13 protein-coding genes are annotated in these 11,523 nt (G+C 72.9%); 7 read left to right on the plus strand and 6 right to left on the minus strand.

Going from position 1 to position 11,523, the window contains the following annotated elements:
* Nucleotides 1-269: 269 nt before the first annotated feature.
* Nucleotides 270-1,481 (plus strand): LysM peptidoglycan-binding domain-containing protein, encoded by a 1,212-nt coding sequence (locus AC1MIR_RS08225; RefSeq protein WP_480027690.1) that lies wholly within the window; start codon nt 270-272, stop codon nt 1,479-1,481.
* On the opposite strand, the gene AC1MIR_RS08230 is transcribed toward AC1MIR_RS08225, so the two are convergent.
* The gene (locus tag AC1MIR_RS08230) at nt 1,406-1,885 is read right to left on the minus strand and encodes a hypothetical protein (protein WP_480027691.1); all 480 of its coding nucleotides are present in this window, start codon (nt 1,883-1,885) and stop codon (nt 1,406-1,408) included. The genes AC1MIR_RS08225 and AC1MIR_RS08230 overlap by 76 nt on opposite strands.
* Nucleotides 1,886-1,930: 45 nt before the next feature.
* On the opposite strand from AC1MIR_RS08230, the gene AC1MIR_RS08235 reads away from it, so the two are divergent.
* From AC1MIR_RS08235 to AC1MIR_RS08250, 4 genes are all read left to right on the plus strand, one after another.
* Nucleotides 1,931-2,617, plus strand: a complete 687-nt coding sequence (locus AC1MIR_RS08235) for a phosphatidylserine decarboxylase (RefSeq protein WP_480027692.1) — start codon at nt 1,931-1,933, stop codon at nt 2,615-2,617.
* A complete protein-coding gene (locus AC1MIR_RS08240; RefSeq protein ID WP_480027693.1) occupies nt 2,614-3,495 on the plus strand; it encodes a CDP-alcohol phosphatidyltransferase family protein in 882 nt (293 codons plus the stop codon). The genes AC1MIR_RS08235 and AC1MIR_RS08240 overlap by 4 nt, the downstream gene beginning before the upstream one ends.
* A 125-nt stretch (nt 3,496-3,620) precedes the next feature.
* On the plus strand, nt 3,621-4,457 hold the full coding sequence (locus tag AC1MIR_RS08245) for a c-type cytochrome (RefSeq protein ID WP_480027694.1): 837 nt from the start codon (nt 3,621-3,623) through the stop codon (nt 4,455-4,457).
* Nucleotides 4,454-4,867 (plus strand): phosphatase domain-containing protein, encoded by a 414-nt coding sequence (locus tag AC1MIR_RS08250; protein WP_480027695.1) that lies wholly within the window; start codon nt 4,454-4,456, stop codon nt 4,865-4,867. The genes AC1MIR_RS08245 and AC1MIR_RS08250 overlap by 4 nt, the downstream gene beginning before the upstream one ends.
* Here the strand turns inward: AC1MIR_RS08250 and AC1MIR_RS08255 are convergent.
* The 5 genes from AC1MIR_RS08255 to AC1MIR_RS08275 all read right to left on the minus strand — a co-directional run bounded on the left by AC1MIR_RS08255 (nt 4,854) and on the right by AC1MIR_RS08275 (nt 9,874).
* On the minus strand, nt 4,854-5,780 hold the full coding sequence (locus tag AC1MIR_RS08255; protein WP_480027696.1) for a DMT family transporter: 927 nt from the start codon (nt 5,778-5,780) through the stop codon (nt 4,854-4,856). The two genes, AC1MIR_RS08250 and AC1MIR_RS08255, sit on opposite strands and share 14 nt — an antisense overlap.
* A gap of 74 nt (nt 5,781-5,854) precedes the next feature.
* Complete coding sequence (gene ubiM, locus AC1MIR_RS08260; protein WP_480027697.1) at nt 5,855-7,030, minus strand: 5-demethoxyubiquinol-8 5-hydroxylase UbiM; 1,176 nt, start codon at nt 7,028-7,030, stop codon at nt 5,855-5,857.
* Between the two features lie 44 nt (nt 7,031-7,074).
* Nucleotides 7,075-8,307 (minus strand): CaiB/BaiF CoA transferase family protein, encoded by a 1,233-nt coding sequence (locus AC1MIR_RS08265; protein ID WP_480027698.1) that lies wholly within the window; start codon nt 8,305-8,307, stop codon nt 7,075-7,077.
* Nucleotides 8,304-9,053 carry a CoA-transferase gene (locus AC1MIR_RS08270; RefSeq protein WP_480027699.1) on the minus strand — a complete coding sequence of 250 codons (750 nt, stop codon included), beginning with the start codon at nt 9,051-9,053 and terminating at the stop codon, nt 8,304-8,306. Before AC1MIR_RS08270 ends, AC1MIR_RS08265 begins: the two co-directional genes overlap by 4 nt.
* Complete coding sequence (locus AC1MIR_RS08275) at nt 9,050-9,874, minus strand: CoA transferase subunit A (RefSeq protein WP_480027700.1); 825 nt, start codon at nt 9,872-9,874, stop codon at nt 9,050-9,052. Before AC1MIR_RS08275 ends, AC1MIR_RS08270 begins: the two co-directional genes overlap by 4 nt.
* A gap of 108 nt (nt 9,875-9,982) precedes the next feature.
* Between AC1MIR_RS08275 and AC1MIR_RS08280 the strand changes: the two genes are divergently transcribed.
* Both AC1MIR_RS08280 and AC1MIR_RS08285 read left to right on the plus strand, forming a co-directional pair.
* The gene (locus AC1MIR_RS08280) at nt 9,983-10,549 is read left to right on the plus strand and encodes a GNAT family N-acetyltransferase (protein WP_480027701.1); all 567 of its coding nucleotides are present in this window, start codon (nt 9,983-9,985) and stop codon (nt 10,547-10,549) included.
* 44 nt (nt 10,550-10,593) lie between these two features.
* A complete protein-coding gene (locus AC1MIR_RS08285) occupies nt 10,594-11,304 on the plus strand; it encodes a DUF3047 domain-containing protein (protein ID WP_480027702.1) in 711 nt (236 codons plus the stop codon).
* The last annotated feature ends 219 nt before the right edge of the window (nt 11,305-11,523 follow it).

An 11,523-nucleotide genomic window follows, 5' to 3' on the forward strand; every position in this document is an offset into this window, starting at 1 on the left:
GCCCGCCGCGGGCCCCTCGGCCCCTTTGCCGCCCGCCGCCGGGCCCGCGGGGGCAACCGCGCCGCGCCGCGCCGCAGGCCCCCATCGCCGCCGCGCCCCCGGCGGCCGCGCCCCCGGCAGCCACGCCCACGGCAGCCGCGCCCACGGCAGCATCGCCGCCGGCGACCGCTCAACCGGCCGCCACGCAACCCGCTGCGCCGGCGCCCGCGGCAGCCGTCTCGCCCCCCGCTCAGGCCACCCCGGCGCCGCAGGAGCCACCGCGCTTCGACGTGGTGCGGATCGGCGCGCGCGGCGCGGCGGTGGTCGCCGGGCGGGCCGCTGCCGGCGCCGAGGTTCTGCTGATGGAGGAAGGGCGCGAGATCGCCCGCGCCCGCGCCGATGCCCGCGGCGAATGGGTGATCCTGCCATCCGAGCCGTTGCGGCCCGGAACCCGTCGTTTCGTGTTGCTTGCCCGCCTGGGCGGCGAGGAGGTGGCCGGGCCTGACACGGTGGTGGTCGTGGTGCCCAATCCGGCGCCGGCCCTGGCCGAGCCGTCCCGCGCCGAGCCACCGACCAGCCGGGCCGAGGCAGCCCAGTCGCCGACCCCGTCCGCAGCCCGGCCCCAGGCCGCGCGCGCTGCGGAGGCGCAGCCAATGCCGGGGGCGACCGCAAGCGAGACCCTCGCCGCCGCCGCGCCCGCCGCGCCGGCAACGCGGCCGGACCCCGGGGCAGCCGCCGTCAGCCCGGAGGAGCCCGCGGCGCGGCCACCGGCGATCGCGCTGGCCACGCCCGCCCCGCCGCCGCCGCAGGCGACGGACAGGATGGCCGCCGCCGAGGCCCAGCCCGAGCCTCCGCCGCACCCCCAAGCCGAGGCCACCCGGCGCGCCGAGACGCCGGCACCGCGCGAGGAGGCGCCCCCACGCCGCGCCGAGGCGGCCGCCCAGCCCCTGATCGTGCTGCTGCCCGGCGCCCAGGCGGAGGCGCGGGTGCTGCAGCGGGCCGCGCCGCAGCCCGGGCTGGCCATCGGGCAGGTGGACTATGACGATGCCGGCAGCATCCGCTTCGCCGGCACGGCGACGCCTGGCGCGACGCTGCGGCTCTATGTGAACGACCGGCACGCCGGCGACGCGCAGGCGGACGATCAGGGCCGCTGGGCGCTCGCGCCCGGCGAGGCGGTGGAGATCGGCCGGCATCGGCTGCGGGTGGACCAGATTGCCGCGGCGGGCGTTGTGGCCGCGCGCATCGAGGTGCCCTTCCAGCGCGACCGCCTGCCCGAGACCGCGACGGCCGAAGGCCGCATCGTCGTGCAACCGGGCCACAGCCTCTGGCGCCTCGCCCGCGCCGTGTATGGCCAGGGCGTGCGCTACACGGTGATCTACGAGGCCAACCGGGAGCAGATCCGCAACCCGAACCGGATCTTCCCGGGTCAGGTCTTCGCCATGCCGGGTCTGTCGGCGGAAGGCAGCCCGGCCGCGCCGGCCGATTCCAGCCGGTCCAGATAGGGGTCGAGGGCCAGCGCGAAGCCGACAAGCCGCCCGACCAGGGCGGTCGCCGTGGTCGGCGCCGGCAGTTGCTCTTCCGTCTCAAGCCGCAGCTGATGGTCGGGCAGCAGGCTGAGCCGCCAGCCCGCCGGAAGATCCGCCGGAAGAGCGCCGAGGGCCGCCAGCATCACCGCGCGCTGCCCGGGGGATTCGGCCGTGTAGGGAATGGCGCCGGCCGTCGCGGTCAGCCGCATGCGCCCGCCGCCCAGCCGCGCCTCGCAGCGCCGCCCGCGCCAGATGAAGCGCAGCGAGGGGGCGGCACGCGGGTGCAGGCTGCCATCGCCCTCGACCAGGAAGGGGCCGTGCGGAAAGGGCGCGTCGGGCAGGCAGGCCCCGTCATGCGGCGGATCGGGAACGGACGGCATGGCTTCATGTTGTCCGGGAAAGGTGAAGGGACCATAACCCGCCGCATGGATCTTTCCTCGACCATCCGCATGGTGCTCGCGAAGCCGCATCCGGCAGGCCGGCCCTTCATCTGGGGCGGCGCGGCCGTTGCCGTCATCGGCGGCCTCATCCTCGGCAGCTGGCTGTTCTGGATCGGCGCCGCCTTCACCGCCTTCTGCCTGTATTTCTTCCGCGATCCGGACCGCGTGGTGCCCAGCCGCCACAACGCGGTGGTGGCGCCGGCCGATGGCCGCGTCGTCTCGGTCGCGCCCGCCGTGCCGCCGGCCGAGCTCGGCCTGGGCGATGCGCCGCGCTGGCGCGTGGCGATCTTCCTCTCCGTGCTCGACGTGCATGTGAACCGCGCGCCGATCGAAGGCCGCGTCACGCGCATCGCCTATCGCCACGGCGCCTTCGTCAATGCCGCGCTCGACAAGGCGAGCGAGGACAACGAGCGCAACGCGCTGGCCATCCGCACCCCGGACGGGCGCGACTTCGCCGTGGTGCAGATCGCCGGGCTGATCGCGCGGCGCATCGTCTGCACCGTGCGGGAAGGCGAGATGCTCGGCACCGGCGAGCGCTTCGGCATCATCCGCTTCGGCAGCCGCACCGACCTCTACCTGCCGGAGGGCGTCCGGCCGCTTGTGGCGGAGGGCCAGACGATGATCGGCGGCGAGACCGTGATCGCCGAGTTGCCGCCGCTGGTGGCGCGATGAGCGATCCGGCGCGGCGGCCCGCCTCGCTGCACCGGCGCCTCGGCCGGCGCTTCCGGCCGCGCACGCGCCCGCGCTTCGAGGGTCTGTCCTTCAACCGGCTGATCCCGAACATCATGACCATGCTCGGCCTCTGCGCCGGGCTCGTGGCGATCCGCTTCGCCATAGACGGGCGCTGGCCGCAAGCGGCGACCTTCATCGTCGTGGCCGGCGTGATCGACGGGCTGGACGGGCGGCTCGCGCGGCTGCTGAAGGCCACGAGCCGCTTCGGGGCGGAGTTCGACAGCCTGGCCGATTTCCTCTCCTTCGGCGTGGCGCCGGCGCTGGTGCTGTATCTCTGGTCCATGAACGCGATCGGGCCGCTCGGCTTCGTTCCCTGCCTGCTGTTCGCCGTGTGCTCGGCGCTGCGGCTCGCGCGCTTCAACGCCGCGCTGGATGTCGGGCTGGAGAAGCCGAAGCCGGCCTATGCCTACAACTTCTTCACCGGCGTGCCGGCGCCGGCCGGCGCGGGCTGCGCGCTGTTCCCGCTGTTCGCCGCGATCGCCTTCGGCGAATGGGGCTGGGAAGGCTTCGCGCATGCGATCCGCCACCCGATCTTCGTCGCCATGGTGCTGGTGGCGGTGGGCGGGCTGATGGTCAGCACCCTGCCCACCTGGTCCTTCAAGAACTTCAAGGTGCCGCGCCAGGCGGTGCTGCCCCTGCTGCTTGGCGTCGGCTTCTACGTCGCGCTGCTGGTGGCGGAGCCCTGGGCGGCGCTGGCGGCGGCGGGGATCATCTATCTCGGCATGCTGCCTTTCTCCGTGCGGTCCTACCTGGCGCTGAAGGCGGAGGCCGAAGCACTGATCGAGGATCCGCCCAAGGCGCCCGCCAACCTGCCGTGAGCGCCGCGCCTCCCGCCAGGGTGGCGCGCGCAGGCGGAACGGCTACCGGCAGGTTGTTGCCTGCTTTCGGAATGTTGGTGCAGCATCCTTGCGCGTCCTCGTGACGCGTTGAGGGAGCGAAGCACGTGAAACGTCTGCTGAGCGCGGCGGTGGCCGCGTTGTGCCTGGCCGGCCCCGCGGCCGCGCAGGACGCCGCGCTGATCGAGCGCGGGCGCTATCTGGTGGAGGTCACCGCCGCCTGCGGCAACTGCCACACCCCGAAGGGTCCGACCGGCAACGTGCCGGGTCGAGAACTGGCGGGTGGATTCGTGGTGGTCGATGCGCCCGTGTTCCGCGCCATCGCCCCCAACATCACGCCGGATCCCGAGACCGGCATCGGCCGCTGGACCGATGCGCAGCTTGCGCGCGCCATCCGTGAAGGCATCCGCCCGGATGGCAGCCTGATCGGCCCGCCCATGCCCTTCGAGTTCTATCGCCACCTGTCGGATCGCGACCTGGCCGCGATGGTCGCCTATCTCCGCACCGTGCCGCCGATCCGCAACGCGGTGGAGAAGAGCACCTATCGCATCCCGCTGCCGCCGAACTACGGCCCGCCGGTCACCACCGTCGCCGCGCCGGCGGACAACCCCGTGGCGCGGGGCGAGTACCTCGCCGGCCCGGTCGCGCATTGCATGGAATGCCACACGCCGATGGGCGCGAACGGGCATCTCGACATGACCCGGCTCGGAGCCGGCGGGCAGCAATTCCCCGGCCCCGGCGGCGTGGCGGTGGCGCGCAACATCACCCCGGCGGGCCTCGGCCAGTGGAGCGACGCGGAGATCGCGCGCGCCATCCGCACCGGCGTCTCGCGCGACGGCTCGCAGCTGATGCCGCCGATGGCCTTCTACGCCTATGCGAACATGTCGGATCGCGACATGAGCGACCTGATCGCCTATCTGCGCTCGCTGCCGGCGCGGCAGTGAGGATACGCGGCACGCTGCCGCTGACCGTGGCGGGCCGCGCGGTGACGATCACCGGCGGCCCCTTCGACGCGATCCCGGAAGGCGCCTTCGGAATCTGCCTGGAAGCCGCCTCGGAGAAGGCGTGGCTGGCCGACATCGCGCTGCCGACGCCCGATTTCGGCCTGCCCGATCCGGCGGCGCTGCGCGCGGCGGTGGCGGCGGCGCTGGCGCAGCTGGAAGCCGAGCCGGAACGGCCGCTGCATGTCGGCTGCCGCGCCGGCGTCGGCCGCACCGGCCTGTTTCTCGCCTGCCTGGCCCGCGCGGCGGGGGTGGAGGGCGATCCGCTGGACTATGTGCGCCGCCACTACCTGCCGCATGCCGCCGAGACCGAGGCGCAGCAGGCGATGGCGCGCGGCTTCACCTGGCCCTGAGCCAACGGACCCTGAGCCAGGCCGTCAGGCGCCCGTCGATCAGCAGCAGCCCGAGCGCGATCACCGCCATCCCGGCGAAGTGCCGCGGCGCCAGCGTCTCGCCCAGCAGCTGCGTGCCGAGCAGCAGCGCGGTGACCGGCACCAGCAGCGTCACCAGCATCGCGTTGGTGGCCCCGGCGCGCGCGATCAGCGCGTAGAACATCCAATAGGCGAGCGCGGTCGAGAACAGCCCGAAGCCGACCAGCGCCAGCACGGCGGAAACCGGCGGCGCGGCGAAGGTCCAGGGCTGGTCGAAGACGAGCACGAGCGGAAGCATCATCAGCGTGGAGGAGGCGCATTGCCCCGCGGCCGTCGGCAGCGGCGCGAGGCCCGCCCGCTTCACCCGCCGCGACCACACCCCCGACAGCCCGTAGGAGAGGCACGCGCCGAGGCCGAGCGCGATGCCGATCAACTCCGCCCCATGCCCGGCCGTGAAGACCGCGGGTCCGGCCAGGATGCCGACGCCGAGCAGGCCGGTGAGCGCACCGCCGAGCCGGTTCGGCGTGAGCTTCTCATCCGCCGTCAGCCAATGCGCGCAGAGCACGGCGAAGACCGGCGTCGCCGCATTCACCACCGCCGCGAGGCCCGAGGGGATGAAGAGCTGCGCCGTGACGATCAGCGCGAAGGGCAGCGCGTTGTTGAGCAGCCCCATCCCCACGCAGGCCATCCACGCTTCCCGCCCGCGCGGCAGCGCAAGGCCGAGCAGCCGGCATGCGAGGAGCAGCGCCGCCGCCGCGATCCCGACACGCGCGAGCACGATGGTGAAGGGCGGGAAGCCCGTCAGCGCGATGGCGACGAAGAAGAAGGACGCCCCCCAGACCAGGGAGAGGGCGAGGAGCAATCCCCATTGCTGCGGCGTCATCGGGCCCGGCATGGGTCGTATCTGCGCCCGGTTCGGTGCAGCGCGCCATCCGCCCGTTGCGCGCATCCGGGATGCGCGGCTGTGCCCTACCGCGCGGGCGTCGCTTCCATCAGCTGCGCGGTCACCATCCGCCGCACCGGCGCGAGCGCCGAGCCCAGCCGCAGCACCGCGCCGCGCAGCAGGCGCGCCGGTGCGCGGTCGTCGGTGTAGAGGCTCGCGATGGTGTTGGTCGCGGCGTAGAGCGGCGCCGTCGCGATCCGATGCGCTTGCTCATACCGCAGCAGCCCGCCGGGATCGGCGATGTCGCGCCCGCGCGCGAGGGCGCCGCGGATCTCCTTCGCCAGCCGCGCCGCGCCGGCCAAGCCGAAATTGAAGCCATGCGCGGTGACCGGATGCATCCCGACCGCCGCATCGCCCACCAGCGCGAAGCGCGTGCCGACGAAGCGCATCGCATAGGTCGTCACCAGCGGATAGGCGTGGCGCGTGCCGACGAGGCGCATCGCGCCCCAGCGTTCCTGCGTGCGCCGCCTCGCATCCGCGCCGAATTCCTCCGCGCTCATCGCCATGAGGTCGGCGATCTCGCGCGCCGACAGGGTCAGGACGATGGAGGAGACATCCCCGTTCAGCGGCAGCATGGCCACCGTCTGGCCGTGGCCGAACCACTCCGTCGCGACGCCGCCATGAGACTTCTCATGCGCGACGCGCGCCACCAGCATGGACTTGCCGAAGTCGCGCATCCGCGTGGCGATGCCCATCTGGCGCCGCGCCTCCGACATGCGGGTGTCGGCGGCGACCACCAGCTTCGCGCGGATCGTCTGGCCATCGGCCAGCGTCAGCCTGCCATGCCGCGGCGAGGTCTCGACCGTGGTCACGGCGACGCCGGCCAGCAACGTCGCGCAGCCGCTCTCGCGCACGCTCTCGTGCAGCGCGCGGCGGATCAGGTGGTTCGGCACCAGCATCCCCAGCGGCGTCTCGCCCGGCGGCGAGAAGTCCAGCACGAAGGGCGAGGCGCCGTCCTGCACGCGGGCGTGGCGCAGCGGCGCCATCTCGTTCGCCGGAATACGGTCCCAGGCCTCGATCTCCTGCAGGATGTCCTGGGAGCGATGGGTCAGCGCGATCTCGCGCCCGTCGAAGGCGGGATCGGCGATGGCGGCTTCCGGCGCGCGCTCGACCAGCACGACGGAAATCCCGCTGCCGGCGAGCAGCCGCGCGAAGGAGAGCCCCGCGGGGCCGGCGCCGATGACGGCGATGTCGCATTCCATCCCCGAACCCTCCGCGGATCTTGCCCGCTCCGCCATGACGTAGGTCAGGTCCGGCGCTTGTCCACCACGATCCCTGTGGCCGCGAGCTCGGCGATCTGCTCCTCCGTGAAGCCATGCGCGGCCAGGATCGCCGCGCCATGCTCGTTGAAGCGCGGTGGCGCGGCGCGCGTGCCGCCCGGCGTGCGGCTCATCTTGATCGGCGTGCCGAGACCGCGATACCAGCCGAGCTCCGTCACCATCTGGCGATGCGCGGTGTGCGCGGCCGCCATCGTCTCGTCCACATGCAGCACCGGGCCGGCGGGGACGCCGCTGCGCAGCAGCCGGTCGGCCAGCTTATGCCCGTCCTCCTCTGCCAGCCGCGCATCGAGGATCGCGTCGAGCGCCTCGCGGTTGTCCAGGCGCAGCGCATTGGTCGTGAAGCGCGGGTCCTTCGGCAGATCATCCAGGCCGAGAAACGCGCAGAACCTCCGGAAGGTCGGCTCGTTGCCGATGGCACAAAAAATCTCGCAAGTGCGGGTGCGGTATTTCGAATAGGGGCTGATGTTCGGATGCGGGTTGCCGGTGGCCTTGGGCCGCTTGCCGTTCAGGAAGTGGTTCGCCGCCTGCGGATGCAGCAGCGCCATGCCGCAATCATGCAGCGTCATGTCCAGGAACTGGCCCTGGCCGCTCCGCTGGCGCTCCTGCAGCGCCATCAGGATGCCGATGCAGGAATAGAGGCCGGTGGCGAGATCCACGATCGGCGTGCCCATGCGCAGCGGCCCGGTCGTGTCGTTGCCGTTGATGGACATCAGCCCGACCATCGCCTGGATCACCGCGTCATAGCCCGGCAGCGCGCCGAGCGGCCCGTCGGCGCCGAAGCCGGAGACCCGGCAATGCACCAGGCGCGGAAAGCGCTGCGACAGCACCGCGTAGCCGATGCCCCATTTCTCCATGCTGCCGGGCTTGTAGTTCTCGATCAGCACATCCGCGCCCTCGAGCAGGCGCAGCAGCACCGCGCGCCCCTCGGGCTTGGAGAGATCGAGCGCGAGCGAGCGCTTGTTGCGGTTCACGCCGATGAAGTAGCTGGCATCCGCATCATGGAAGGGTGGGCCCCAATCCCGCACCTCGTCGCCCTGCGGCGGCTCGATCTTGATCACCTCCGCACCGTGATCCGACAGGATCATCGTGCAATAGGGCCCGCCAAGCACGCGCGTCAGGTCGATCACCTTCAGCCCGGCCAGCGCGCCGGGAGACAGCGCCAGGCCCTTGCCTTCCGCCATGGGCACCGCGTCCGTCATGCCGCCTGTTTCCTTCCGAAGACCCGGGCACAGAACTCCGGGTAGGTTTCCAGCATCTCGTCGCAGACCGGGCCGCGCAGCAGCGCGAGTTCCGCCTCGGTCGGGTCGGGCGTTTCCGGCACCGCGTCCGCGACGTCGAAGTCGAAGCCGGTCTGTTCGCGGATGGACTGCACGCTCTCGCCCGGATGCACGCTCTCCAGCGAGAAGCGCGCGCGGTCAGGGTGGAAGCGGAACACGCAGCGCCCCGTCACCAGCGCCTGCGCCGTGCCGCGGCGGAACACGCCGGGCGGCGAGACGCCGGGGGCGGAGACGTTGTCCACCCGCTGCACCAGCACGCGCGGCGAATGCTCCTCGCGGAACAGGATCGTGCGGGGCGTCATGAAATACATGAAGGCGCTGCCGAAGCTGCCGGGGAAGCGCACGCCCGTCCCCGGCCAGTCGCCCGTGCCGACCAGGTTGATGTTCGCCTGCCCGTCGATCTGCCCCCCGCCGAGGAAGAACAGGTCGATCCGCCCCTGCCCCGTCAGGTCGAAGAGTTCGCGCGAGCCTTCGGTGAAGGGATTGCCGCTGCGCTTGTGCAGCAGGGAAAGCCGCACCGGATGGCCCTGCTTGCGCAGCAGCCAGCAGGCGGCGGCGGGTATGGGGGAGGCCGCGCCGACGGCGATGTGCCGCGCCGGCGGCGCCGACGGGTCCAGGATCAGCCGCGCCAGCGTGGCGGCCAGGCGTTCCTCGGGCTGGATGCTCATTCGGCGGCCTGTGCGCGCGGGGCGGAGACGAAGCGATCGAGGTATTCGCGGAAGCCGGAATCGGTCTTCGCCAGCCTTGCGTATTCCGCGACATGCGCCGCGTCGAAGCCGTATTCGTCGAGCAGCGCCACGGGATGGGCGCCGCGCTCCGCCACCACGATCGCCTCGATATAGGTGGCGCTGATGCAGCCGGGGGCGAGGCGCTCATCCTCCAGCATGTTTCCGTGCATGCGGCGCTCCACCGTCACCAGCACGCGGCGCGACGCGTGGGCGAGGGTGGCGAGTTCCCGCCTGCGGCCCACCCAGACATTGCCTTCCTCATCGGCCATCACGCCGTGGATCGCGGCGACATCGGGCGATTTCGCAGGCAGCAGGACGATGCGGTCCTCGGCCTCCGAGAAGGGATTCTGGATCACCGTCCAGTCCGGGCGGTTCGCCAGGATGTCGCTCCCGATGATCCCGCGCAGCGGCATGAAGGGCACGCCCTTCTCGGCGGCCTGCAGCATGGTGTGAATCGCCGGGCAGGTCGCGTCGCGCACCGTGATGGCGCCCGCCTTCAGCGCCGCGGTGAAGCGCGGGGCGAAGCCGGCCTCGCCGAGCGAGACGGCGCTGGTCTCCACCTCCGCCACGCAGCCGGCGCCGATCAGCAGGTCGGTCGCGAAGCCCGAGACCGGCACGCCGAGCAGCCGCAAGCCCTTCGCCCCGCGCCGCACCAGCGCCCGCGCCAGGGCCACGGAGGGCAGCGAATTGTCGGGCGGCAGCGCGAGCAGCGCGCCATCCGGCACGGTCGCGGCCAGCGCATCGGCATCGGGCAGGAACATGGGGCCCTCCTTCGGCGGACTTACCTACAGGCTGGCCGGAGCGACGCGAAGGGGTCACGGGCCGCGCCGCAGCCGCTACACCACCCCAAGGGAGAAGGATCGCCGCTCATGACAGTCCAGCCTGTCACCCTGCACGGCCCGCGCGTGACGCTGCGCCCCTGGCGCCTGCCGGAGGATCTGGACCCCCTCTTCGCCATCAATAGCGACCCCGCGGCCATGCGCTTCTTCCCGAACGTGCATGACCGGGCCGAGAGCGATGCCTGGGGCCGCCGCATCGCGGAGGATTTCGCCACCCGCGGCTGGGGCTTCTGGGCCGTCGAGCTGCCCGGCGAGGGCATGGTCGGCTCCGTCGGCATCAAGCCCGCGCCCTTCGAGGCCGAGTTCACCCCCTGCACCGAGATCGGCTGGCGCATCGCGCCGCGCTTCCAGCGCCGAGGCCTGGCGGAGGAGGCGGCGCGGCTTGCGCTGGCCCATGGCTTCGGACCGGCCGGGCTGGAGCGGATCGTCGCCTGGACGCCGCCAGGCAACGAGCCCTCCTGGCGGTTGATGGAGAAGCTCGGCATGCGGCGGGACAGGATCTTCGACCATCCGAGCCTGCCGCAGGGCCACCCCCTGCGGCCTCATCTGCTCTATGGCATCGACCGGGCGGAGTGGATCGCGAACCGCTTTGCCTGACCCGCCATCTTGTCGCCGCAGGGGCTGGTTACCATTCTTTCATCATGCGGCGCGCCCTTCCGGTCCTCGTCGTGACGCTTGCGGCCCCGCTGCTGGGCGGCGCGGCCTCGCCCGGCCGCACCGCGCCGGAGCTGGAGGCGGCGGGCTGGCGCAAGGTGCAGTGGCACGGCATCCGTCCCGCCCACTTCGTGGCCGCGCCGGATGGCGGCATCCGCGTCTCCGCCCGTGGCGAGGCGAGCCTGATCGCCCTGCCCATGCAGGGCAGCCCGGCCTGCCTCAGCTGGCGCTGGCGGGTGGATCACGCGCCGCCGCCGACCGACCTGACGCGTCGCGGGGGCGATGACCGGGCGGTGGCCGTGGCGGTCGGATTCGCGGGCTTCGGACCGCAGGCCGGACTGACGGTGCGCGCCCAGCATGCCGCGGCGCAGATGGCCAGCGGCCAGGCCCGGCTGCCGCGCAGCGTGCTGATGTATGTCTGGGGCGGCACCGGCCATGAGGGCCAGGACGCCCCCGGCGGCTTCTTCCCCAGCCCCTGGAGCCACGGCGTCTCGATGATGCGGGTGATGCGCCCGGCCCGGGCCCCGCGCGGGCAGTGGGCGGAGGAGCGGGTGGACCTCGGCGCCGACTGGCGCGCCGCCTTCGGGGGCGACCAGGTGCCGGCGGTGATCGAGGTGATGATCTCCACCGACAGCGACGACACCGGCGCGCGGGTGGAGGCGCAGGTGAAGGATATCCGGCTCGGCCCCTGCCGCTGAGGCGATTCGCCCGCCCGTCATTGCTTTGCATGGGCGGCCTACCGCACCATCTGGGTGCCTATGACGATTTCCAGCCAGGAGTTCCGCGACGCGATGGCGCGGCTCGGCGCCGCGGTGAACGTGGTCACGACGGACGGCGCCGCCGGGCCCCCCCCCCGCCCCCCCCCCCCCCGCGCGGCCGCCACCCCCCCCCCCCCCCCCCCCCGCGGCAGGGGCCCC

This window comes from Falsiroseomonas sp. RANM36 (genome assembly GCF_056682175.1).

What these genes read in the sequence shown, in the direction of transcription:
- AC1MIR_RS08230 (WP_480027691.1), bottom strand. Translation starts at nt 1,885, where the DNA reads ATGCCGTCCGTTCCCGATCCGCCGCATGACGGGGCCTGCCTGCCCGAC.
- AC1MIR_RS08235 (WP_480027692.1), top strand. Translation starts at nt 1,931, where the DNA reads ATGGATCTTTCCTCGACCATCCGCATGGTGCTCGCGAAGCCGCATCCG.
- AC1MIR_RS08240 (WP_480027693.1), top strand. Translation starts at nt 2,614, where the DNA reads ATGAGCGATCCGGCGCGGCGGCCCGCCTCGCTGCACCGGCGCCTCGGC.
- AC1MIR_RS08255 (WP_480027696.1), bottom strand. Translation starts at nt 5,780, where the DNA reads ATGCCGGGCCCGATGACGCCGCAGCAATGGGGATTGCTCCTCGCCCTC.
- ubiM (WP_480027697.1), bottom strand. Translation starts at nt 7,030, where the DNA reads ATGGAATGCGACATCGCCGTCATCGGCGCCGGCCCCGCGGGGCTCTCC.
- AC1MIR_RS08265 (WP_480027698.1), bottom strand. Translation starts at nt 8,307, where the DNA reads ATGACGGACGCGGTGCCCATGGCGGAAGGCAAGGGCCTGGCGCTGTCT.
- AC1MIR_RS08270 (WP_480027699.1), bottom strand. Translation starts at nt 9,053, where the DNA reads ATGAGCATCCAGCCCGAGGAACGCCTGGCCGCCACGCTGGCGCGGCTG.
- AC1MIR_RS08275 (WP_480027700.1), bottom strand. Translation starts at nt 9,874, where the DNA reads ATGTTCCTGCCCGATGCCGATGCGCTGGCCGCGACCGTGCCGGATGGC.
- AC1MIR_RS08280 (WP_480027701.1), top strand. Translation starts at nt 9,983, where the DNA reads ATGACAGTCCAGCCTGTCACCCTGCACGGCCCGCGCGTGACGCTGCGC.
- AC1MIR_RS08285 (WP_480027702.1), top strand. Translation starts at nt 10,594, where the DNA reads ATGCGGCGCGCCCTTCCGGTCCTCGTCGTGACGCTTGCGGCCCCGCTG.